Here is a 23,386-nt window from a genome sequence, read left to right as displayed (position 1 = left end):
TAATGGTGCAAAGCTGGGGCTTCACGCAAACTGCCAACTATTTTTTGAAAAGAATGTTGTAAAATTTCTACTAATGTTGAATAAATTAGTACCCGGACAGAAAAACTTGACAGCAATCTTTTTAGTATTGCTGTCCCGTTTTCATCGGGTCTTTCAGATCAACCCAGAAAATATTGGCCGGTTCATTTACATCCACCCGGCCGTTGTTATTAGCATCCAGGCGCGCAAAGATATACATCAGGTCATTGGCTGAATCATACTCCGATTTATACACAGAATAATTTTCAGGAACCAGTGCTTTTTGTTTTTCACCGTTGAGATCAAACAGGTACAATCTCCGCAGATCTTTTAAATTAATGAAGCCATCTTTATTGGTATCATCGTTGTAAACGGAAACAATAAAATAGTTTCTTTGAACCGGCTTGTCATTCAGTGTGTCTTTTGAAAAGGAAGGATAATAAACGCTTTTGATCAATACCGGTTTTTCAAATAAGTTATGCTGCTTATTTTCTTTTATGTCGTAATGCGAGACGTTTACCATGTTATAACCATACACGCCTTCCAGTCCGGGCATCAGGTTGCCGTGCCAGCTATTATGCGGATCTTCCGTTTCTTCGTACTTATAATGAAATCCGTTGGAGCCAATGAAAGTACTATTGTTCCTCTTATTGACATTGACTTTATAGATGGTTGCCAGCCTGACATTGGGCACACCGGTAAGCAGTACATGGCTTGGCCGGGTATCAAATTTCAAGGAGTCTTTGTGCCATCCATCGGCCTGCTCTTCATCTTCTCCACCCGATTCCGGAGAAGCACTTACCTGAAAACCTTTTTCCTCAAGCTTATCGTTTGAACAGGCAGCCGTTGCCAATGCAAGCACGGCCAGCATTACTATGTGTTTCATCATGTTGTTTAACTATATGGGCTAAAAATCCGGATAATTCATATGCTTTTCAAAAAATGATCTGGGTATTTATCCCCATACGCCGGCAATGTACCTGTATACAGCACATGCATACTGCCCGGATGCTGTCTGCATACTAACTTCATACTTGCCGCATGGTATTTCTATGGTTTTTCTATGGTAGTTGCATGCTACCCTCATGCTACCCTCATACTACCCTCATACTGTTGTCATACTATGCCCATACTGTGGTCATACTATGCTCATACTGTCCTCATACTTCAGCCATACATGTCTCATACATGAAAGGTATTTGTTCGGCAAAAATTATTAACATATGTTTACAAAAAAGGGGTGTTTTGGTGTGGTTTCTTTCAAAAACAGGCTAATCATCGAAGGACCCTAGGCTTTCCCCAGGAGGAGACCAGGCGGAGACTACAAGGAGCCTACCCTCAGGAGACCCGGAATTCTTAAATTTAAAAACACAAGCCACAAAGAAGTGTTTTAAGACACTTTCAATTATCAACCACGAATCATATTACAAAGCCGCTAAAATAGCCTGAGCAAGCTTTAAAATAGCCAGGATAACTTTAATAATCCTGACCAAGAATATTTTTTTTTAAATAATATTCCTTTATGTTTTTTAAAACGTTTACATGTTTAATGTTTAATAATGTTTATATAAGTACCTGTACAGTTTGCCTGCCAGAAAATGGTATGGTGGATACCAGATTCTGTACAGGTGCTGTACACTTACCTGTACAGAATCTGTAATGCCGGGCAATAAAAAAAAACGGACTGCGTGAGACTGTCCGTTTTAGAAATAATCATTTTAATATACGCACCCATTTGCCGCTACCCACGGTAATTTTCCGGATGGCAGTCTCGGCGCTGGCATGTACTTTCGGGTCATACAACAGGATTTTTACCTTGCGCTGATCGAAGGATAAATAAAACTGGAGGGTATGTGCATCCCGACGCAGCTGCCGCACTTTAAACGTGAACGGATCCTCCGCGCAAAGCGTCAGCACCAGTGTGGTTGTTTTCATCACGGCATCAAACAATGAATCTGCCTGGATGCTCCTGAGTTTAAACTCTGGTTTAATTTTACTCATATGTATTAAAAATTCCATAGGGTGTTTGGTTTGTTTTGTTGATTAAAAATGGGAATACAGTTCTTCTTTTAGTGTTTGCTGGTTTAATGAATGTTTTTGTTGTGGCTAAAATTTAAAATCGTGTAACGGCACTCCACCAGAAACTATGTATAAAGTTATTTATTGCATTTCAATTATCAATATTAAAAAATGTTGGTGGAGTGTGTGAGTATACCAGGATTGCATTCGCCGCGGTGAATACAAATCAGCAAGAGCCTTGTTGATCTATTCTTAGAGGAGAAATATCACAATTGCAGTCAAAGACTGCAGAATGGCAGACACCAGTCCACACTTCGCTGAGACTGGTGCCAGAGAGTATGTTTTTCGCCCTTAATTTAAGTATCAAAGATATTATTAATTTTTTTTGAAAAAAAGATGTAAATAATAATCTCCATGTAATAGAAGAATTAAATACTATTTTAGAATATGCTCAAGGTAAGTTGGTTAATAAACTAAACGAATTTACTATTGAACGAGGTTAATTCTGAATTATCTATCAAATAATACATAACTTATAAAATCCCTTTTCTAATATATTCTTTACTTAACATAATGAATTCTGCTTTTAATTTGTCTATTTTTTCTTCTAACTCTATTAAACTAATATTATACTCTTGGTAAGCCTTTGTCTTTTTATCCGTTTCTTCTGAAATCAAATCTAAACATTCTGCTTGCTCTTTTTTATTGTTTTCTTTTTCGGCAAAGTTATGTTCCTCTACATACTGTCCAAGGTAGATGTTAGAATCTATACGAGCATCTATATAATTCTCATTTAAAAATTGAAATTGCTGTGTTTCATAATTTAGGTCATATATAGTTTTTATAATTAAGCCATCAGTCATAAATAATTCTAACTTTGAAACACATATCTGAATTCTATCATTCGCTTTGTCATTTTCTTTATCAATCTTATCAAGTAAAGCGAACCAATCGCTTTCTTCTTCTTCTTCTATACTAAGAAAACTGCTCACCATCTTCTCCAAATGACTATTCCATATATTCCATGCACTTAAATATGCTAATAAAGCTTCTTTTTCTTCGGCGAATAGAATATTATGCTTATTAGTTAATACATTCAATTGTGACTTTAATCTCTCTGTATCATCTTGAAATGTTTTTTTTACCCCTTCAACTATATCTGTAATTTTACCTATTTCTTCGCTCATCGCTGTATATTGCGCTTTTGTAGTAAAATAGGTAGTAAGAAATGATGAAATAACACCTCCGATTATGCCAAGTGTGGATATTACCAATGTTGTCCAAAATACATTCATATGAAAACTTAATAACATTTAATTTTTACTAAATTAAAAAAGTTATTTTAGTAAAAAATAGGATTTTATATGATACTACCTCCACAAAGAATTCCTTTAACAAAACTAAAAACGGTATATTCTAACTGCTACGAAGAATTAGTTAAGTTGAGCAAGTTAACTGATAGAACTATTCATGAAAGTATGGATAATTATTTATTCAAATATGGAATAGATGTTGTGTTAATACCTGTGACTGATGATGATGATTATCATTTAGGCTATAAATCCGTTGTTAAAATTAGACGTGATAATAAACTCAACCGTAATGAAGACAGAATCGTTGTAATTGAGAATTATAAAAAATACAAACTTGCTCCTAAAGCCCACAAAGTAACAACATTATATGCTTTAAATATATTAGAAGAGCATTTAGCATTGAGTTCCCCATCAAATGAGAGTCGAATATCTTTTGATTGATGATGAAGCATAAAAAGCAACTGTATAGGATTTAAATTTATTGGGAACTTATTTAGTTTGGGGTTGATTTGAGTATTCCTCATTAACCCCTCTTCTAATGTAAGTTTTACTATGTTTTATAAAATCAAATTTAATGTCAGTTATATTTTTATAGAAAGCGGGAATTATTGCATTGTAATCGAATATTATGGAAGCTAATGTTGTAAGTCTTTGTTGGATTACTTTTTGGGGAAGTTCGTGATTAGCAAACATATCATTCATTTTTTTTCTTTCTACTTTGATGTAATAATATTGTACATATATTTTATTAGTGTATTCAAGATTAATTTTATGAAGCTTGTATGTTTCTTTGTTTAATGCACGGATAAGAGTAATCAATTCTTCATTATCTACAAAGAGTTCAACTTTGGACATTGCTATCTGCATTTTGTCATAGTCTTTTTTAAATGTAGGCTTCAGTTCTGTTATGGATGTATAATTGTTTTCATTATAGTCGGTAAGAACCACTCGAATACTTCCATACCAAACATTCCAAGATGACATATATGCTACTAATGCTTCTTTCTCTTCATTGAATAATACATTATGTTTATTCGTTAAAATAGATAACTGCTGTTTTGCACTTTCAATTTGATTCGTAATCTTACCTATATCCTCATGTGTAGCTATGTTTTTTACTTTTTCTACTATATAACTTCTCATTCCCAATAATGCTAATCCACCAATTAATGCTATTGTAGATAATATTATTTCCCAATATTTTTCCATAATTTAATTCTTTAAAAGTGATATTAGCAAAATTAACCCTTTTATATGAAAAATATATTTTACCTATATTGTATCACCTTGGAATGCTTTTATCAACCCTATTGAAACATTACCCTAATGATTCCAAATACCATCACTAAAGACTACGAAATATTTATTATTGATAACATTATCAGATTTTATACTAACCACAATTTGAAATTTAGGCACAAAACAAATTGTAGTGATTACATATCTCAATACTTCAATTTCAGATTAAGATATATCGGTTTTAATAGCCCATATGAAGTTTTTATTTCTAATGAACTACAAAACAAAATACAATCTCACCCTGATAAACAATGTATAGATAACATCATCTCAAAACTTAAAAATGGTGAGGATGTAAATCAACATCAAAGTATTCAACTATCCAATACAGAATATGATGATGATTTATTTAATGATTGGGGATTACATCATTTACATTTAAGCGAGGAACCTAACCTAACTCACCCTAATTATTATAAAAGAACAGAGGATTTGTTATTCATTAGATTTATTGATAATAAAGCATACCTAATAGATATTCTACCTCATAATAATTTCCATAGAAAAAGCTTAATAGCAGTTATTCAAAATAATTGGGATTATATACTGCAAGAGGCGTACAATACATGGTATCCTGACTTTTCAGAAGACGAAATTAAAATCATGAGAAAAAAAGGCTATCTAATTGGTGTTAATATAAATGGCAAAGGATACATGATGCTTGGACACGGATACTTCTCTTCAGGAATTAATATGATGGCAGGAAGTATGTCTGATGAAGTTCTTATATGGATAGGAAAAAACATGCATCTAAAAGGCCAAAATCTACCACTATTCCAAAAAGGTATTTTAGCCCAATTATATATGTAATCGCAAATTTGATTACCTTTAATTATTGGATAGACATACATAACCTAGAATATTAGGATAAACAGCTACAACGCCTATAGTTTATATATATTTAAAATACTGATCCGTTAATAGTAAAATAAGCTAAATTTAATTTGCTACTATTTGTATTCCTGGCAATTTTAATAAGCAACTTACATTCCTTGCTACAATATTTTTTTTAGGATCTAATTGTGTTTTACTTGCTGAAAAATATACCTGTTTACGTGCTCTTGTGACTGCAACATAGAATACACTAAGTTCTTCGAGAAATTTAGTCTCTGTTTTGGAAGTAACAGTAAGATTGCAACTATTGCCACACCCACATTCCCCACATAGTCCATAAAAATTAGGGAAGGAAAATGCTTCCATATCAGGTATCATTACAAAATCCCATTCCAGTCCTTTAGAGGCGTGTACAGTTGATATAATTATTTTAGAATCTACGAATTCAACATATTGTTTCAAACCATTATTTTCAAAGGTATCCTTGATCAAAGAGATTTTCTCTTCATTAGACAAAAAAGAAAACTCGCTAAAAACTTTACTTAAAAATATTTCTAAAAGATTAAATAGTGAAATAGTTAGTACATCGTCGCTAGTAATTTTAATTCTCAAGTTTTCGATTAATTTAGATGCCATTTTTTTTGTGACATGATCCTTTAATCGAAGAAGTTCTATAAACTCAAATAAACATTCACGATTAAATTTCACATAATTTGGATCCTCGTCAGTGAAAAGTCCATAAAAAAAAGGTACTCCTTGTTTGTTAAATTGACTTATAATAGCATCAACATTATTCCCCCTCTGTTTAACCAGAATAGCAACCTTTGAAGTCGGAAATTCTTTTAATAATTTATTTGCCTGAGTAATTAAATATTCAGCTTCTGCTACTTGATTTTCTAATAACAAAAAATCAATATTTGCTTTTTGAAGGATTATGGGAGAGTTAGGTTTTTCGGCGTTTCTTCTTATGTTATTGTCTAGAATCAGCATTTCCTTGTTATGTTGAAATCGGTAGTTTTTATCTAATTGAATTTTCTGGAGATTAAATTGCGTTTCTGAAAAATTGAGTAGATTAGGTATAGCACCTATAAATCCATAGATACGTTGTAAAGAATCTCCCATTAAAATAACATTTGTTTTTTCTGAGATTAAATAACTAAAAAGCCAGTAACTTAATATGTTTGTATCCTGATATTCGTCAACTAAAACAGTAGAATAAAGTGTTTGATAAAAATTTTGAACTACGGCATTTTCAGTCAATAATTTACAACTTAAAGATAAAATTGCATTGTAAGGAATTACTTTTAATGGTAACAGCTCTGTAATGACTATTCGGTTGTATAAATTTATATTAGCTTTTACATAATCGCCGTTTACTATTTTTACTGCAGCATTAAAATTGGATAATATTTCTGCATTAACATAACTTAGGCCAGAAATTGATAACATCAAATTTTTAATATTACTATCATCAATCGATTGGAATTTATCTATTTCTATTAAAGAAGGATGAATTGTATAGCCGTACCTTTTTAAAAGTCTTCGAGCAAAACCATGATAATTTGAAACCAATATCTTTTCGGATATACTAAAATTTGAACTTGTACCTTCCAAAATATTAGGGATGTTATACGTCACATCCTTTTTAATTTTATATGCCGCATTTACACTAAATGTAAGAGCAAGTAAACGCTTTGGATATGGTATTTGATTCGACATTAACATATAAGCAATCTTACTTACTATTGTTTTTGTTTTACCATAACCAGCAGGAGCTTCAATTAATAATCTATTTTTACGTGAAAAAATTATTTCTAATTGTTTCTCATCCCCAAAATGATTTTTTCTTAATTTACTTTCTATAATTGAAATACTCATTGTATGGATAATTCTTTAGCCTTCCTAATAACGACCTTGTAAATAGTAGGTATATTATCTAAAAATATTTTCTCTCCTATTAATTTACCTAACGGAAAAGATTTTTTACTTGAGAACCAAGTTAAATAAAATGCCTTCAGATTTAGCATATCTGTTTTAGGAATATCAGATAATTTTAAATCAGATGTATACTTATTTTGAGTTATCTGATATGCTTTAAAAGCATATTTATTCAATGCGCCAACCTGGACTATTGCATCAGCACTATCATAGTCAGCTACAATTTCACTTAAAAACACTTCCTCGCCAAGATCAATTAATGATACTAATTCTTCTTCAAAATCTTTTTTACTTGTAATATAAAGAGGTACCTCAACCGGAGTATTATTATCTTTATCACCTATTCCCACTGATGGAATATCAAACTTAGTTGCTAACTCCATTAAAATTTTTATCGCGGCAACTTCACCTCCACGTGATTGAATAATGCTAATACCTAATTCATCTAAGTCTACAGACATTTTTTCTGCAAAATGATAAAAACTACTTTCTTCGGAATCACCTTCAACAAAAATTACACATCTTGAAAAAAAAGCTTCCTTTATATAAGGGAAGTGCATATGCAATCGTTTCGACAATCGTTCATCTAAAACTATTTCTGAGCCTGATTTAATTTTAGTTTTACCATTTACTGGATAAAGCCTTATTATTTGCCTATAATCATTTAACAAAATGTTAGGAGAATGGGTTGTAATTATTATTTGACCATTAAAACCATCTATGTCAAACAGTTCTTTTACTAATTGTTGAAATTCTAAATTTTTGTTTGAAATGATATTATTCAAATATTTTATTAACGATCGTTGCATATATGGATGTAAATGAATCTCTGGTTCATCTAATCCGATTATTAAAGAAATATGTTTAGTATGCTCAATCTCGTGTTCAAATATCCCCTTTTCTTTTCTTTGTGCTTTAATCGACTGTATACGTTCTAATATTGATAAAGTAATCAATATCAAAAATTGAACTCCATATCCAGACTTATTTAATGGCTCTCCTTTTTCATCTTTCAAAACAATAATTTTCGATAATAAATTTTCTAAATTATCATCTGTACTAGCATTAATTTTAAAGTCATTAAAGGTTTTTAATTTTACAATTTTAGAGTTTATATTTTCTAAGAATTCAGATACCTTATTCTCATTTATAAAATCATTATTAGTTAGCTGTTTCTCTTCTAAATAATTTTTGACCACATTAGCCAAAAATCTACCCACACCTCTTCCTTTATCGAAATTAATCTCTGTCATAGGATTTCGTAATGAGTCGTAATGAATAAAATTAACACACCTTACAACAGATGGTTGAATAAAAGTATTAGTTTCAGTATGATAAAATTCAATATTATCATCTGTTGTTAACTGCCTACACGTGATATTGATTAGACGATAGTCAGTTGTATCAAACAAGTCTTCAAAATGGCCGATTTCAATATCCTCTAATTTTAATTGAAGAGTAATTTCTATTGGTTTTAGAATATCAGTGAAGTCATTGTATTTAAATGATCTATTGGTAAATAAAATTTGAAAAATATTTAACAAATTGGATTTTCCTAAATTATTTTCACCCACAATGAAATTACAAGTGTCCGCGAAGACAACACTTAAACCATCTAGGTTACGATAATTATTTATAGCTATTTTTTTTATTTGCATTATTTATCATCATTGAGTTAATCCTAATTATTGAAGCATGAATTTTATTTTCGGAAAATTTATAATATACAGATTAAAATTTAATCATTTCATTTTTTGTAAGTATTTAAATTGATCAAAATCAATTATATCAACACTATTTTTTGTAGCTATTTTAACAAGATTTCTGCACTTTAGAATTCTATCAAGCATAGGTTCAACATAAGAATTTGTATGATTTACAAATTCAAATAAATCCTTGTTGTTTGCTGGAAGCTTATATCCTTGAAATGAACTGCCTATCAATACACCTTTATCTCTCAGCTTAGCAATTATTTTAGATCTAAAATAATGCATTGTTACATTACTATTTTTATGAGCTCCAATATTATTAATTATCTCAAACGTTGGAATATATTTATGAGGGTTAATTTTTTGAAAACAAAACAGCAAATATTTTAAACAGTTGACTTGATCAATTGTAGCCGGAGTGTTACTATTTTCGTTATTTAAAATAAAATCTTTTGCAATATTTACACTCAATTCTGAAATTACTTTATCAAATTCTACATACTCTTCTGGACTATACAGGTAATCATTATACTCAGTAGGCCATGCTCTAATTTCTAGAATTTTATTTTTCAAAATATCCAAAAAATCTTGTCGATTTTGAGAAATCTTAGATGATTCAAAACATTTACTAAGTGTGCCTGTTATCACATCTGCGATTTGAATTAATAAATTAGATTTGCTATCTGAAAGTGTAAAATCTTGATTAAATAAATCGCTAACATGATTTGCTTTTATGTATTGAATAAAGCTTCTTTTAAACTCATCTCCTCCATGTTCATCTGCAACAATTTTAATGTCAGGGTAAATTCTGAAAAGTTCTTTATCAACTAATGAGTGGAGGAATTTATAAAAAGACTGCTTGTATGTAAACCCCTTAGTTTTCAATTCTCTTTTATCGATAACAACAGAAAAAATGTAAAACTCTATCTCAGCTAAAGCTGTTAAAATTTGTTTTCGTCTTTTGTCATTATCTCCAATATTTTTAGATTTCATTTCGCCCGCCTGAAAGTATTTTTTCCTGACAGCTTCAGTTTCTTTCTCTATTTGAATTAAATTATTGCTATCTATAATTATAGCTGTCACAATAAAATGAGTTGAAGCACCTGTGGTTGAAAAATCAAGGCCATTATTACCAAATTCATCGATGAATGCTAATTGATTTTTCATTGGCTTTTAACTATGTGTATGTAATAATTTGCACACTTTTTTAATAGCTTTGTTGCCCATATTTAAACTTCCTCTCTATTAAGTTCTATCGTATTTTTTTTAAATTAGAATACTTCAATATGCTTGTACTGTATAAAGTATCTATATATTTTAAAGAATTATATGGTCAAAATTTCAACACAACTATAATCATATTTTGCAAACTACAATTAAATGTTAAAACATACAATGATAATTCACCTGTTAATAACATTATTCATTTAAAATGAGGATATTTTATATTTATTAATATGACTATATAAAATAAATACCTCTGAATAGTCCAATATTTTACAATACAACATCGAATTATTATAAAGATTCCCATAATACATTCGAATAAAAAGCCTCTGCGAGGCTGCGCGTATTTATGGTGATGGGATGGCTTTTCTATAAACATGTGACCCCGCTGGGGTCATATAAGCAAGAAATAGTAGGATTACACTCGCCGCGGCGAAACTGCTTATCTGACTTCGGTTCGCCACGGCGAATGCAGCAGCACGCTGCTTCCAAATCTCTATAATTACGGACTACTTCATTTACTTACTTTTCCAGTCATACCCAGGTGTGTATGATGGAAACTGTCTTCATACTTCAATCCATAGCCCATCAGCCGGTCCATAGAGATGTGGGCAAACAGGATAATGGCGGCAAGCTGCCAATAGACATCACCTGTATACAGTCCACAGCAGGCAACGGTTGCAGCGGGTAAGCGATGATGAAACAGATTGTAGGTATAGGCACCGATCTTTGGGTTGATGAGGTAGCCGAGCATGGCAATGTCAGGCACTAATAACAATGCCGGGAACCACCACCAGGCAAAAGGCAGCAGGCTGAATAAAAACAGGCATAGGATAAAGAGTGCGGCTTCTTCGAGTTTCAATAGTACGTTCATGGTCGTTTTGGTTTATGTTGTTTGTGCTACAAAATTGCATCGACACAACTCCCCAAAACGATAACATAAGATAAGAAAACGGGGATTACTTCTTCATTACCCTGTTCCGGATGCGGCTCAGACTAACGGGTGTAAGCCCAAGGTAATTGGCAACATAATGCTGGGGAATGCGCTCAATGATCTTGATCTTATTTCCTTTGATCAGTTCTATATAGCGTTCTTCGGGGCTCAGCGTCAGCAGTCCAACCATGCGTTCCTCCAGACCGCTGGCAAGATATTCCGCAAGCAGACGACCGAACTTTTGCCAGGCCATGTACTTTTCAAATAGCTCCTGCAGCGCAGTATACGGAAACACAATGAGTTTACAATCGCTCAATGCTTCAATGGAAAGTAATGACGGTTGTTTGTGGATGCAGCTGAAATACGAAGCTACCAGATGGTTTTCAAAATAGAAATACGTTGTTTTTTCAACGCCCTCGTTGATGTAAAAATGCCGCAGCATACCATCCAGCACAAAGCCTATGTCGGTAGCTTTCTTACCAATCTCAGCAAACAAGGCATGCTTCTTCAGCGTCCGGATCTCCAGCTGCGGAACCAAAGCGTCCCATTCTGCATCTGTGAGCGGAACAAATTTTTCAATGGCAGTACGTAAAGGAGTATACATAGGAATCGGAAACGATGGTTCAATATACTAAATTCACCAGACTCTCTAACCATCCGCCCTGTTCGTTGTAAAACGCAATCCCTACGATACCCAGTAACGAAGTTCCTTTAGTAATAGACCCAGGCTGCGTTACCGGAAAAACAATTGACCATCTTTTTCGCAATGACGCAGAAAGATGGTCAATTGTTTTAAATCGATATGTTGAGATCATCTTTTGACCAGTGAATTCATATTTCCCGCTGTGGCAAAATTTGCATTTATTTTTACAATAAGACATCACCATACATGTCAATCTTATAATTGTTCTTCCCAATAATGTAACTATCTACTTGAACACAATTCTAATTTTACACAATAATTAAATCAGTTGTCATGCATTAAATCAATGCATTTTGGTTGATCAGAATTAAAAACCGAATGCATGTAGAATGCAAAAAGGACCACGCATCAAAACCTTTGGATGCGAAAAATTCAGAAAGCCGCAAACAACTAAACTGGTAGAACCAATAAATTAAACATACTAAAACCAATCTGTTAAGACATGCCTGAAGGACCTTCCATAATCCTGGTAAAAGAAGCAGTATCAAAATTTACTGGAAAAAAAATCATTGCCATCAGCGGAAACAGTAAAATTAATCAAGACATATTACTGAATAAAAAAGTAATTGAATTTAAAAGCTGGGGTAAGCATTTTCTTATATGCTTTAACGGACTTACATTGCGGGTACATTTTTTGATGTTTGGCAGTTATACCATAGATGAAAAAAAACCCAACAGAGCAGTAAGACTGAACCTGACATTCAATAACGGGGAAATAAATTTTTATACGTGCTCGTTGAAATATCTTGAAGGCGACATAAACGACTATTATGATTGGAGTGCAGATGTAATGAATGACCAATGGGATAAAAAGAAAGCTAAAACAAAATTAAAGGCAATACCCAATAAACTTATCTGCGACGCGCTGTTAGAACAGGATATTTTTGCAGGCGTAGGAAACATTATTAAGAATGAAATTTTGTATCGCGTTGGTGTGCATCCGGAATCTATTGTGGAAAAAATACCAGCTTCAAAATTAAATAAACTTATTGATGAAACGCGTATATATAGCTTTCAATTTTTAGAATGGAAACGAAACTATGAATTAAAAAAACATTGGCTTATACACACAAAAAAAACATGTGTAAAATGCAATTCACCTATAATTAAAAAATACACTGGAGTTAAAAAACGAAGAAGTTTTATTTGTACCAACTGCCAGCCTTTATACAACTAAAAAGATCTTCTATTTAAAAGTAAATTTACCTCTTTGTACCTGTTGCCGGGCAGCAGGTTTCAAGAGCAATATACAGATCGAAACACGCATAAAAGATAAAAACTTCATCACCGTGGTCTGTGGCTTCGGGATAAGTATTAACTGCACCTGGTGGTTGGTCGGAGACACAACCACGGCGGCTTCGGAGGTCAGGAAAGAAAATAATTACCAGCTGTTTTCTATTGAGTATTGCACGAAATCATCTAATCATAAAAATCAGGTAAATCAGTGGTTCAGACTATGGAAAGCCTGGACTCCCCCAATCCAACTCTTAGGGAAAGCCTTATATATTCCGCCTCTGTTCCGTCTATCTTCCGGGTATGTTCCGCCTATGTTCCGTGTGATTGATAGTATGGAGAGGGATAAAAAACAAAAAGAGAAACATCGCTTGCGTGATGTTTCTCTTTTTCACCTGTACCTAGAGTCGGAATCGAACCGACACACCTCACGGTACACGATTTTGAGTCGTGCGCGTCTACCAGTTCCGCCATCCAGGCAAATCATCCATCATCCAACTGATGTGGGGTTGCAAAAGTAGGGATTTTGGCTGAAAAAGCAAAGGAGAAAGTACAGAGTACAGAGTATGGAGTACAAAGTATTGATTATTAGCACAAATAATTTCGAGGTTATTTAGTTTGGGATTTATCGGACTATAAACAGTTTTCCTCTCTCACCCGTAATGATCTTTCTTTTTTATTCTTATGTTCTTTTGTCTTGATACAAAAGAACCAAAAAATCAAGGCTGATTTCAAATAAGCTAAAATTTTGGTTCATTCCGCGAACGCTACAAAACCGTCCCGGAAAAGGGACTAGTTGTAGCGTTCAAAAAGCTCCATGAACCAAAATTTCTTAACGCAATTTGAAATGAGGCCATTGGATTTGTGATAGCAGTGCTTCAACTAAATGAAATTGATTCCAAAATACTTAGTACTCCGTACTTAATACTCTGTACTTAGTACCTACTCTCCCGCAAACTTAATCTGCACCTGGCTATCATACTGCAGGCCGAGGAGTTCGGAGGCGTTGCCGTGGCAGATCGCGATCTCTAAATTGCCGCTGCTGTTGAATACCGCTACGCACTCCCCGCTTTCGACTGAATTATAGGCCGTTGAAATGGTTTCGAGCTGCTCGCGCGAAAACAGCACCGAATACGGCCGGCCTTCGTGCACTTTGTCAAACATTTCGCGGGTGATGTTGGTGATGAGGTTGCCGTAATGATCCACATGGATGACACGGCCCCAGATCTGGCTCTTCGTTACTTTTACCTGCGGCAGCATCATGGTGCCGAGGCTCTTCAGCTCTACGCCGAGGTTGTAAATGGAGCTGCCGCTGGCCAATGCCACGGCGGTGGTTGCCAGGGTGCTGCGTTCGGGAAACAGCGGCGAATATTTATCGTCCTTACGCAGCTCTACCATCACGGTGGGCTGCTTGTCGCTCAGCAGGGAAAAGAAGCCGTTGTCGATGCCTACAAAATAATGTTCCTCAAGCTTGATGGCCACGAGTTTTTCCTTGCGGGAAATGGGTGTATTGACACATACCAGGTGCACGCTGCCCTTGGGAAAATCACGGAAGATGTTGCGCATGACATAGGCCGCATGGGGAATGTTGAAATGCTCGATCTCGTGCGTAATATCAATGACCTGCATGGTATGATTGACCGATAAAATTTTTGCCTTGATCGACGCCACGTATGGGTCTCTCCAGCCAAAATCGGACATAAAAGTAATAATAGCCATGAACCAGACTTTTAGTATATTTGTTAGAAGCACTTACGGTTTCCTCGTAAAAGTAAAATTAAGCTTTTTTATCGTGTTGTTCTAACAATAAATACTGATTGCATTGATCGTAGAAAAAATAATCAGCCTCGAAGACCTGCCCGTTGCGGAATTTATGGGCGTGCATAATAAAAACATCAACGAAGTTATTACGGCTTTCCCGAAATCAAAGATCATCAGCCGCGGTAATGAGATCAAGATCATCGGCAGCATGCTGGAGGTGCAGCGCATCTCGGACGTGATTGATACGCTGCAGATCTATTTCCACCGCTATGGCTACCTGGATGAAAAATACATCCGCTCGATTTTAAGTCCGGAGGAGATTGCCACACAGGACGGCACCGCTCCTGCCGACGCTACTGCCGCCGGAGACGATGACGTGATCCTGCACGGCAACAAAGGCATCATCATCAAGGCACGCACCCTGAACCAGCAGAAGATCGTGAAAGGCATCCGCGAAAACGACCTGATGTTTGTGATCGGTCCGGCGGGTACGGGTAAAACCTATATTTCGGTAGCACTGGCCGTGAAGGCACTTAAAAATAAAGAGGTTAAAAAAATCATTATTACCCGCCCCGCGGTGGAAGCGGGCGAAAGCCTGGGCTTTTTACCGGGCGACCTGAAGGAGAAGATCGATCCATATCTGCGCCCGATCTACGATGCCCTGGAAGACATGATTCCGGCGGAGAAATTAAAATATTATTACGAGAACAACGTTATTGAAATTGCGCCGTTAGCATATATGCGGGGGCGTACCCTGCACGGCGCGTTTATCCTGCTGGATGAGGCGCAGAACACCACGGCCATGCAGATCAAAATGTTTTTGACGCGGATGGGCAACAACTGCAAGATGGTGGTAACCGGAGACCGCTCGCAGATTGACCTGCCGCGCAACCAGAAATCGGGCCTGGTGGAGGCCACGACGATTCTGAAGAACATTCCCGGGATTGCCCAGATTGAGCTGGACAAAAAGGATGTGATGCGCCACAAGCTGGTGGAGCGTATCCTGGAGGCTTACGAAAAAGAACAACTTAAAAACGAATGATAAAACAGCTACTCATTTTTTCTGCTTTTTTTTATATATGTGGTATAAGCATCGCCCAGACTGGTGACCGCTGCGGTTCAGTGGCCTACATGGAACACTTAAAGGCTACCAAACCGGAAGCATACAAACAGATCATGGAGTTCCAGCAACGATTGACGGCACACCAGCAGCAACGACAATCTTTACGAACCTCTATCTCAGCAGATACGATTATAAAAATACCCGTTGTGGTGCATGTCATCCACAACAATGCATCCGGTACGATTGGCGGCGCGAACAATCCGAACATCAGCGATGCGCAGGTTTTTTCACAGATCAAAGTACTGAATGATGATTACCAGCGGCTCAATGCTGATACTGTCAATACTCCTGCCATGTTCAAATCGGTTGCGGCAAATATTAAACTGCAGTTCTGCCTTGCCAATGTCGATCCCAATGGATTGTCAACCTCAGGAATTACCCGCAACTATTACAATCAATCCAGCTACAACGCTTTAGGAGATGTAGGCCTGTTAAGCAGCATTGCTTATTGGCCGAGCGACCAGTACCTGAATATCTGGGTATGTAATCTCAGCGGCGGTACACTTGGTGTAGCGCAGTCGCCGGGGTCCGGACTTCCGGGCTTAAGTTCATCTGACGGGGCTGCAGAAACCGATGGTGTTGTGATACATTACAAAGCATTCGGCACAACAGGCACATTGCTTTCTGAATATAACCTGGGAAGAACGGCTTCGCATGAAATAGGGCATTGGTTTGGCCTGTTCCATCCCTGGGGCAGCGGTGCCGACAGCGGTGATTGCTCCCAAACGGATTATTGCAATGACACACCTACCTGCGGCAATCACTTTTATTCCAGATATCCTGCCTGCAGCATGGTGGCACCCATTGTATGCACACCTAACCGGATGATCCAGAATTACATGGAGTATTCGGATGATGCCTGCATGAATTTATTTACAGAAGACCAGAAAACACGCATGCGTTCTTCCATTGAACTCAGTCCGCGCCGCGCTGCATTACTCAGTTCTCTTGGCTGCTGCACGATTCCTGCATTGAAGAAACTTCCCCTTGTGAAAAATTTTGAAGACGGTGATTTAAACAGCGGCGACTGGATACTACTAAATCCAAACAGTTCAAGCGCCTTCACGCCTGGCTTTGAGCTTAGTTCTTACAGCGGTTATGCCGAAGGAAGCTATAGTACGGCTGTTACGAATGACAGTATTTATATGCAGTCAGATCCTTCAACACAAAAGTATATGTTCAGCCTGGTGTCGCCCTTCATTAATATTCAGTATACACATACACCGGTCCTGCGGTTCGACTGGGCATACAGTCCGCAGACGTTAAACGGCAACACAGACAGCGTAGTCGTTTATATCTCCACCGGCTGCGGCAATAGCTGGTCTGCGTTGAAAACATTGTACGGCAACGATTTCACCAGCACACAAAATCCGCGTGCTGGTTTCATACCTGCTGCCAATGAATGGATGACAACGGAACTGAACCTGGGGAACTATGTGCAAAGTCCTGCCTTGCGTGTTAAATTCGTTTCGTATTCAAAAGGCATCAATACCTTCTACCTGGATAACATCAACTTCGGTTTCATTTCAAACACGCTCGATGTAAATGTATTTCCAAACCCAACCAACGGCCAGCTCACCATACAGACTATATTTTCCGGCACAAAAAATGTTGACTACCTGCTGTACAATACACTGGGCCAATTGGTTCACCAGGCACATGATCAAAATATTTACAGCACCAACAAAGTGCTTGATCTTTCTTTTTTAGCAAGCGGCGTATATTTTATATTGGTGTCGGATGGTGATGAAAAGATTGTGAAGCGGGTTGTGAAACAGTAGAAACGGTCTGTCCGCCGCGGCGGAGCCACAGACCGTGGTTAAGGCAAATCCGGAAGAGCGGAAGGGGAGAAAGAAGTTCGACCCCGCTGGGGTCGTATACGTAAAGAGACTGTTTTTTTACTATAAACATTTGACTCCTCCGGAGTCATGACCTACTGTTTAATAAATATTAAATTTTATTTTGTATGCTTATATCACCTGTTGAATAGTTTAATCGAATGATTGTTAGAACTGACTCCAGAGGAGTCAAATGTTTATAGATAAATAAAAAACAATATAATCGACCCCGGCGGGGTCGCACAAGATATATAAGTTGACAGTTTTACAATTTTAAAATAGAATACTTTTTTTTATAATCAGCTATGGGGGAAATTTCTCGGAAAAATATTCCGATGCTACGGTATGCATTTTTACTCGCTACCGGTATCTGCATCGGCCATTATCTTTCAATACCAGCGTGGATCGGTTACTGCGCATGCATAGGTGCATTCCTTTATATCGTTTACCAGATCCGCGCAGCGGGCAACAACTACCGCATGCACATTTTCACCGGCATGGTGATCATGCTGCCGGCGCTGGGTATCCTGCGTATGCAGGGCTGGCAGGATGGAGAAAAACAACACGGAATAAAAGTGCTGCGCATTACTTCTTTTCCGCAGTACCAATCCTACCAGATTCAGTTTGAAGCTACGGAGCTTGATGCAGGTCGCTGGCTGGACAGGGAAACGTATCTTGTCCAATGCAAAGACACTTCGCTCAATCTTCAATACGGCGATGTGTTCATTACCAACAAACAGGCTGAACTGGTTGAAGCTCCTGCCCTGCCGTTTGAATTTGATTATAAAACATTTTTATCCGGCAACGGCATTACACAACAGCTGAGGCTTTGTACCATAAACATACAACCGGATTCAGGCATGGCCTCTGCCTTTTACCACAGAATCGCAGAGAGCCGTACGCAATTCAAAAAATCAACGGCTGTTGTTTTTCGTTCACCGGCAACAAGAGGCCTGGCCGAAAGTCTGCTGTTGGGTTATAAAGAAAACCTGGACCGCGAAACCAAAGATGATTTTTTAAAGAGCGGGGTCTCGCATTTGCTGGCTGTATCGGGTATGCACACGGCCCTCATCTATGAAGCGATCTTCCTGTTGTTCCTTCCCCTCGGCCGTTCGCAGAAGCACCGCTTTATCTTCCTGGCAATAGCCTTGTTCGTACTTTTTTATTTTACGCTGCTCAGCGGTTGTTCTGCGTCTGTACTGCGCTCATCTGTCATGTGCAGCATGTTTGCCATCGCGTACGCGTTCCGTAAAAAAGGCAGTGGCTTGAATACGCTCGGCACCAGCATTGTATTGATCCTGTGGTTTTGTCCGTACCAGCTCTGGAACCTGGGTTTCCAGCTTTCAGTCTTTGCCGTGCTTGGCATACTTACGCTGCATCGCTTTATTTCCGGCTTATTCAGCATTACCAATAACATATTCCGTTATCTGTTCGATGCGGTTTCCATCACCGTCTGCGCGCAGGTCACCACACTGCCCATCATTTTATACCACTTCCATTCTTTCCCGGTATATTTTATTCCGGCCAACTTGTTGCTGATTCCGCTTTCCACCATTGCTTTATTTGCCAGTATGTTCAGCATCTTTATAGCTGGCATTGGTAACATGCCCTGGCTCTTCAGCACCACCGAATGGCTCGTGGAATTATTCGCCTCCTGCGCAGACCTTATTGCAGCCCTGCCCTGCAGCATGATCCATCCGCTTGCCTTCTCCGCCCTCGAAGCTCTTCTTGTCGCTGCACTCATTGCTTATTACATACAGTACCCGTTTGTACTTTCCAGGAAGATTATATTAACCTGCACGCTGCTTTGCCTGTGCTGGAGCGGATTCCGCGTATATGCAGAAATACAGGAAGAACAAAAAAGCAGCATGTTCTTCATCAGCAATTCCAAACGCTCGGCACTGGTTGCCATGAGCGGACTTGAAGCCGCCGTACTGAACCAGAAACCGCTCCCGGCCTTTGATGAAGCACGACTTAAAATGCATTACAACATCAACAGTCTTTCTTCCGCCCAGCTGCCGGAGAATAGCTCCGGGATACTCATGCATGCAGACCAGGCTACCTATGCATGGATCTGTAAAAAGAACTGTACGGCCATCAACGATTCTATCGCAATGGTATTCTCCTATAAAAAGGCAGACAGCATTTATTTAAAAGCTAAAAAACACCAGCTTTTACAGGTAAAAAATATTACCGCCATAAAGTGATTTAACAATTTCTGATTATCTTTAATCATACTTTTAGACACTCATATGGAATTTGTACAGACCCACATTGATAACCGCATCGGCTACATTACCCTGAACCGGCCTGAAAAAAGGAACGCGCTTAATTTCCAATTCGTTTCTGAACTGAAAGAAAGCTTCAAAGCATTCTCTGCCGATGACAAAGTCAAAGTAATTGTACTGAAAGCTGAAGGTGGTGTCTTTTGTGCCGGTGCTGACCTGGATTACCTGCAGCAGCTGCAGAACAATACCTATGAAGAAAATCTGGCAGATTCCACACACCTGATGGAATTATATAAACTGATCTATACACTGGATAAAGTTGTGATCGCCCAGGTGAACGGGCACGCGCTGGCAGGCGGCTGCGGACTGGTGAGCGTATGTGATTTCGCCTTCAGCGTACCTGAAGCGAGTTTTGGGTATACGGAATCACGCATCGGTTTTATTCCCGCAATCGTCATGACTTTTCTTGTGCGCAAAATCGGTGAATCGAATGCCCGCCAGATGCTATTGAGTGGCAACGTAATCAAATCACAGGATGCATTGAATTTCGGCATCATCCATTCTATTGTTGACTCCGATGATAGTGAACTGGCAGAGACCGTAAAGGAATTTGCCGAGCACCTGATCATCCACAACTCATCCATGTCGATGAAGCTTACCAAAGAGATGTTGTTTAAAATCCAGGACCTGCCAATGGATAAGGCGCTTGAATATGCAGCACAAATGAATGCGCAGGCAAGAAATTCAGAAGACTGCAAACGCGGTATCGCTTCGTTCCTGAATAAGGAAAATATTAAGTGGTGATAGTTCGCCGCGGCGAACCGGATTACAAATCCGGGTTATCCGGGTCCGGCATTGCAAATGCCGGACAGCCTCAAGAACTTTTTCCGTTCGCAATACTTCCTAACAGCCGCAATCAACCTGCTGTTGTGCCAGCGGCCTCCGTCGCGGCGGAAGCCAAACACAGTGTGATGTTAAGCGGTTTACTATAAAGCCAGATGACTTTAGAAGAAAAATCCTGATTGAAGGATAAAGCAGCACGCTGTTGGCCGCTGGCACAACAGCAGGTTAGCGGTAGCACTTACTTCCCTCCGTGGCCGCTGGGGCACAACAACAGGTTACCGGTAGTTCCCGCTTTGGGTTTATTTACTGGAAAGGTCATAAACATTCGCTGTGGTCTTTTTACCCAGCAAACCTTTTTTACCTACCACAAGAAGTTTTTTCTCCCACCAGCCGGTATAGTTTCTCAGCAACGACAAGCCTTCTTCATTGGGCAATGAAATATCTTTCAGTTTGTTTCCGTTCAATTCATCCCACTCTACATAATGGAACTGGTTGTATACGCCTGACGCGTTATCGCTTTTTGCATACAGCATGCGCACCTTGCCTTCATCACTGATGTTCATGGAATACGAGGAAGAAAGCACGCCGCCCATGATATCATTTATTTGGTTTTTCGGATAATAATTTTCCCAAAGCAGGTCATCATTTTTATTGAATGAAAGAATCATCACAGATTCTGCATGCACCTTGCCTAAACGTTCCTGCCAGTTCTTCACATCGTTTACACCTGCAGGATCGTATACGTAACCGATCACATCAATATTCTTCTTTTCTAAAACCACGATGATCTTTTCATATTCATTCAGATAAAAATCAGTGATCTGATAGTTCAGCCAATCTTCTTCACCTGAAAACATTTTTGTTGCAGTACGCACGGCTGTTGATGTTTGCCTGATCCCGTCAGACAGGTCATAGAAATTCAGCTTTTCAACGACACGGTCATTAAAGTTAAATTTCGCATACATGATGCCGCTGAACTTTTTATTCGTAACAGTCATGTTGGCAACATATACTTCTTCATCGTTGAGGAACTTCAGCTTCAGACTTTCTCTCTTTGAAATGGATCCCTGAATATCCAGCAATACAATGTCTTTGGTAGTCATGTCAAAACGCACCAACACAATGCGGCCCATTTTGTCGCAGTTCAGGATAAATAATTCCTGCTTGCCATTCACAAAGATGCCGTAATTGATGAAGTTGTTGTCTACACTTACTTTGCCGCTTTGCAGCACATTCAGTTGATCATCCAGGATCAATGTAGTTGCTACTAAATTCTTCAGGCTGTAATCAAACGTATATGCCAGTATTACTTTTTTATCGGGCGAAAATTCGATCGTGTATTGATATTCAACAGGTGTGTTAAAATTGTGTGTAAGAGAACTGGAAACCGCGGATTCAAAACTTTCCTTGGAAGTACCTTTACCGGCACTTACGAGCCAGGGTTCTACCTTTTGTTCATCCAATGTTTTCTGGCTGATCAGCGCCCCTGTTTCAAGATTAAAAAAATAAACCTTCAATGCTTTCTTCTTATTCAGCATATCATGAATTTCAGAAAACAGGCAGATCTGGTTGTTCAATACATGAAGCTCTTTGTAATCTTCTTCCACATTTGCCGTTAACGGAATACTGAATGCTACAGCGAGATCCAGGTTATATTTTTCCAATACAAATTCAGATGCGCCCAGCTGCGTTCCTTTTGTTTTATTCAGGCTGACAAAGTAATTATTGTCAACCGGCACACAGTCGATCTGAAAGGAAGTCTCAAGGTAAGAGCTCGCAATTGTATAAGGGATTGTTTTCGTTAAAACCTGTGCATGGGAGGAAAATATGCACAAAAAGAAAACAACAATTGGTAAACGGTTCATTCTATAGCCTGGTTAGTCGTGTACCAGTACTACGGGAATTTTGGCATGAAGGTTCTTCGAAATCAGGGCAAAGCTATCAACATTTCATCAACAGCTGCATAAATTTCCTCTAATTGCTGATTAGTAATAATATACGGCGGCAAAACATAAATAATATTGCCTAATGGCCGTAACAGGATGCCTTTTCTGATGAAGAAATCATATAGAAAGTGCCTGATTTCATGCGTATACGCACTTTCGCCATTAGTTGTTTGAACCTCGATAGAAAGTATCGTTCCCAACGATTCAATACGCTTGATTTTACTATGTGACTTACGTTTGTTAACAAACGCCTGATGCGATGCTGAAATGCGCGCAATATTGGCCTGACAGGCCTCAGATTCAAACATGGATAAACTGGTAAGCGCCAACCGGCAGATCGTAGCATTTGCCGTATAGGAATGCCCATGGAAGAAAGCCCGCTGCATGTCCGGTGAAAGATAAGGTTCTTCCACTTTCTTC

General features: G+C 37.9%; 19 protein-coding genes and 1 tRNA gene. 7 read left to right on the top strand and 13 right to left on the bottom strand.

What is annotated here, in order from left to right; translation table 11 throughout:
* Positions 1 to 121: 121 nt before the first annotated feature.
* The 3 genes from ACTHJT_RS13640 to ACTHJT_RS13630 form a co-directional block, all read right to left on the bottom strand.
* A complete protein-coding gene (locus ACTHJT_RS13640) occupies positions 122 to 907 on the bottom strand; it encodes a hypothetical protein (protein ID WP_440239093.1) in 786 nt (261 codons plus the stop codon).
* An 824-nt stretch (positions 908 to 1,731) separates the two neighbouring features.
* Positions 1,732 to 2,019: a hypothetical protein gene (locus ACTHJT_RS13635; protein WP_440239090.1), complete on the bottom strand. Its 288-nt coding sequence runs from the start codon at positions 2,017 to 2,019 to the stop codon at positions 1,732 to 1,734.
* Positions 2,020 to 2,570: 551 nt separating this feature from the next.
* Positions 2,571 to 3,332: a hypothetical protein gene (locus tag ACTHJT_RS13630; protein ID WP_440239088.1), complete on the bottom strand. Its 762-nt coding sequence runs from the start codon at positions 3,330 to 3,332 to the stop codon at positions 2,571 to 2,573.
* A 69-nt stretch (positions 3,333 to 3,401) separates the two neighbouring features.
* On the opposite strand from ACTHJT_RS13630, the gene ACTHJT_RS13625 reads away from it, so the two are divergent.
* Entirely contained in the window at positions 3,402 to 3,791 is a 390-nt protein-coding gene (locus ACTHJT_RS13625) for a hypothetical protein (protein ID WP_440239085.1), read from the top strand.
* A gap of 48 nt (positions 3,792 to 3,839) precedes the next feature.
* Here the strand turns inward: ACTHJT_RS13625 and ACTHJT_RS13620 are convergent, their stop codons facing one another.
* On the bottom strand, positions 3,840 to 4,559 hold the full coding sequence (locus ACTHJT_RS13620) for a hypothetical protein (RefSeq protein ID WP_440239083.1): 720 nt from the start codon (positions 4,557 to 4,559) through the stop codon (positions 3,840 to 3,842).
* A 117-nt stretch (positions 4,560 to 4,676) separates the two neighbouring features.
* On the opposite strand from ACTHJT_RS13620, the gene ACTHJT_RS13615 reads away from it, so the two are divergent.
* The gene (locus ACTHJT_RS13615; RefSeq protein ID WP_440239080.1) at positions 4,677 to 5,459 is read left to right on the top strand and encodes a hypothetical protein; all 783 of its coding nucleotides are present in this window, start codon (positions 4,677 to 4,679) and stop codon (positions 5,457 to 5,459) included.
* A 129-nt stretch (positions 5,460 to 5,588) separates the two neighbouring features.
* On the opposite strand, the gene ACTHJT_RS13610 is transcribed toward ACTHJT_RS13615, so the two are convergent.
* From ACTHJT_RS13610 to ACTHJT_RS13590, 5 genes are all read right to left on the bottom strand, one after another.
* Positions 5,589 to 7,361, bottom strand: coding sequence for a UvrD-helicase domain-containing protein (locus ACTHJT_RS13610; RefSeq protein WP_440239078.1), 1,773 nt, complete (start codon positions 7,359 to 7,361; stop codon positions 5,589 to 5,591).
* The gene (locus ACTHJT_RS13605) at positions 7,358 to 9,079 is read right to left on the bottom strand and encodes an ATP-dependent nuclease (protein WP_440239076.1); all 1,722 of its coding nucleotides are present in this window, start codon (positions 9,077 to 9,079) and stop codon (positions 7,358 to 7,360) included. Before ACTHJT_RS13605 ends, ACTHJT_RS13610 begins: the two co-directional genes overlap by 4 nt.
* Before the next feature lie 84 nt (positions 9,080 to 9,163).
* Complete coding sequence (locus ACTHJT_RS13600) at positions 9,164 to 10,297, bottom strand: DUF3800 domain-containing protein (RefSeq protein WP_440239073.1); 1,134 nt, start codon at positions 10,295 to 10,297, stop codon at positions 9,164 to 9,166.
* A gap of 574 nt (positions 10,298 to 10,871) precedes the next feature.
* A complete protein-coding gene (locus ACTHJT_RS13595; protein WP_440239071.1) occupies positions 10,872 to 11,231 on the bottom strand; it encodes a DUF4260 domain-containing protein in 360 nt (119 codons plus the stop codon).
* Between the two features lie 85 nt (positions 11,232 to 11,316).
* Positions 11,317 to 11,895 (bottom strand): Crp/Fnr family transcriptional regulator, encoded by a 579-nt coding sequence (locus ACTHJT_RS13590; protein WP_440239069.1) that lies wholly within the window; start codon positions 11,893 to 11,895, stop codon positions 11,317 to 11,319.
* Positions 11,896 to 12,436: 541 nt separating this feature from the next.
* Between ACTHJT_RS13590 and ACTHJT_RS13585 the strand changes: the two genes are divergently transcribed.
* Positions 12,437 to 13,171 carry a DNA-formamidopyrimidine glycosylase family protein gene (locus ACTHJT_RS13585; protein ID WP_440239067.1) on the top strand — a complete coding sequence of 245 codons (735 nt, stop codon included), beginning with the start codon at positions 12,437 to 12,439 and terminating at the stop codon, positions 13,169 to 13,171.
* Positions 13,172 to 13,625: 454 nt separating this feature from the next.
* On the opposite strand, the gene ACTHJT_RS13580 is transcribed toward ACTHJT_RS13585, so the two are convergent.
* Both ACTHJT_RS13580 and ACTHJT_RS13575 read right to left on the bottom strand, forming a co-directional pair.
* Positions 13,626 to 13,707, bottom strand: a tRNA-Leu gene (locus tag ACTHJT_RS13580).
* A gap of 462 nt (positions 13,708 to 14,169) precedes the next feature.
* Positions 14,170 to 14,946: an SAM hydrolase/SAM-dependent halogenase family protein gene (locus ACTHJT_RS13575; protein ID WP_440239065.1), complete on the bottom strand. Its 777-nt coding sequence runs from the start codon at positions 14,944 to 14,946 to the stop codon at positions 14,170 to 14,172.
* 106 nt (positions 14,947 to 15,052) lie between these two features.
* Here ACTHJT_RS13575 and ACTHJT_RS13570 point away from each other — a divergent pair, with 106 nt between their 5' ends.
* The 4 genes from ACTHJT_RS13570 (at position 15,053) to ACTHJT_RS13555 (ending at position 20,981) form a co-directional block, all read left to right on the top strand.
* The gene (locus tag ACTHJT_RS13570; protein ID WP_440239146.1) at positions 15,053 to 16,030 is read left to right on the top strand and encodes a PhoH family protein; all 978 of its coding nucleotides are present in this window, start codon (positions 15,053 to 15,055) and stop codon (positions 16,028 to 16,030) included.
* On the top strand, positions 16,027 to 17,892 hold the full coding sequence (locus tag ACTHJT_RS13565; protein WP_440239063.1) for a T9SS type A sorting domain-containing protein: 1,866 nt from the start codon (positions 16,027 to 16,029) through the stop codon (positions 17,890 to 17,892). The genes ACTHJT_RS13570 and ACTHJT_RS13565 overlap by 4 nt, the downstream gene beginning before the upstream one ends.
* 362 nt (positions 17,893 to 18,254) lie before the next feature.
* Positions 18,255 to 20,156 (top strand): ComEC/Rec2 family competence protein, encoded by a 1,902-nt coding sequence (locus tag ACTHJT_RS13560; RefSeq protein WP_440239060.1) that lies wholly within the window; start codon positions 18,255 to 18,257, stop codon positions 20,154 to 20,156.
* Between the two features lie 45 nt (positions 20,157 to 20,201).
* On the top strand, positions 20,202 to 20,981 hold the full coding sequence (locus ACTHJT_RS13555; RefSeq protein WP_440239057.1) for an enoyl-CoA hydratase/isomerase family protein: 780 nt from the start codon (positions 20,202 to 20,204) through the stop codon (positions 20,979 to 20,981).
* A gap of 338 nt (positions 20,982 to 21,319) precedes the next feature.
* On the opposite strand, the gene ACTHJT_RS13550 is transcribed toward ACTHJT_RS13555, so the two are convergent.
* Entirely contained in the window at positions 21,320 to 22,885 is a 1,566-nt protein-coding gene (locus tag ACTHJT_RS13550; RefSeq protein WP_440239056.1) for a hypothetical protein, read from the bottom strand.
* A 62-nt stretch (positions 22,886 to 22,947) separates the two neighbouring features.
* Positions 22,948 to 23,386 (bottom strand): aminotransferase class III-fold pyridoxal phosphate-dependent enzyme (locus ACTHJT_RS13545; protein ID WP_440239053.1); only part of this gene is annotated, 439 nt, incomplete at its 5' end.

Origin of the sequence: Cytophaga sp., assembly GCF_051961495.1 — a bacterium.
Classification (GTDB): domain Bacteria; phylum Bacteroidota; class Bacteroidia; order Cytophagales; family Cytophagaceae; genus Cytophaga.
The sequence above is the reverse complement of the archived record's forward strand: the minus strand, read 5'-3'. Positions and strand labels throughout refer to the sequence as shown.

Bases quoted from the DNA above. Each gene is read 5' to 3' on its own strand.
- ACTHJT_RS13640 (WP_440239093.1), bottom strand. From the start codon at position 907: ATGATGAAACACATAGTAATGCTGGCCGTGCTTGCATTGGCAACGGCT.
- ACTHJT_RS13635 (WP_440239090.1), bottom strand. From the start codon at position 2,019: ATGAGTAAAATTAAACCAGAGTTTAAACTCAGGAGCATCCAGGCAGAT.
- ACTHJT_RS13630 (WP_440239088.1), bottom strand. From the start codon at position 3,332: ATGAATGTATTTTGGACAACATTGGTAATATCCACACTTGGCATAATC.
- ACTHJT_RS13625 (WP_440239085.1), top strand. From the start codon at position 3,402: ATGATACTACCTCCACAAAGAATTCCTTTAACAAAACTAAAAACGGTA.
- ACTHJT_RS13620 (WP_440239083.1), bottom strand. From the start codon at position 4,559: ATGGAAAAATATTGGGAAATAATATTATCTACAATAGCATTAATTGGT.
- ACTHJT_RS13615 (WP_440239080.1), top strand. From the start codon at position 4,677: ATGATTCCAAATACCATCACTAAAGACTACGAAATATTTATTATTGAT.
- ACTHJT_RS13610 (WP_440239078.1), bottom strand. From the start codon at position 7,361: ATGAGTATTTCAATTATAGAAAGTAAATTAAGAAAAAATCATTTTGGG.
- ACTHJT_RS13605 (WP_440239076.1), bottom strand. From the start codon at position 9,079: ATGCAAATAAAAAAAATAGCTATAAATAATTATCGTAACCTAGATGGT.
- ACTHJT_RS13600 (WP_440239073.1), bottom strand. From the start codon at position 10,297: ATGAAAAATCAATTAGCATTCATCGATGAATTTGGTAATAATGGCCTT.
- ACTHJT_RS13595 (WP_440239071.1), bottom strand. From the start codon at position 11,231: ATGAACGTACTATTGAAACTCGAAGAAGCCGCACTCTTTATCCTATGC.
- ACTHJT_RS13590 (WP_440239069.1), bottom strand. From the start codon at position 11,895: ATGTATACTCCTTTACGTACTGCCATTGAAAAATTTGTTCCGCTCACA.
- ACTHJT_RS13585 (WP_440239067.1), top strand. From the start codon at position 12,437: ATGCCTGAAGGACCTTCCATAATCCTGGTAAAAGAAGCAGTATCAAAA.
- ACTHJT_RS13575 (WP_440239065.1), bottom strand. From the start codon at position 14,946: ATGGCTATTATTACTTTTATGTCCGATTTTGGCTGGAGAGACCCATAC.
- ACTHJT_RS13565 (WP_440239063.1), top strand. From the start codon at position 16,027: ATGATAAAACAGCTACTCATTTTTTCTGCTTTTTTTTATATATGTGGT.
- ACTHJT_RS13560 (WP_440239060.1), top strand. From the start codon at position 18,255: ATGGGGGAAATTTCTCGGAAAAATATTCCGATGCTACGGTATGCATTT.
- ACTHJT_RS13555 (WP_440239057.1), top strand. From the start codon at position 20,202: ATGGAATTTGTACAGACCCACATTGATAACCGCATCGGCTACATTACC.
- ACTHJT_RS13550 (WP_440239056.1), bottom strand. From the start codon at position 22,885: ATGAACCGTTTACCAATTGTTGTTTTCTTTTTGTGCATATTTTCCTCC.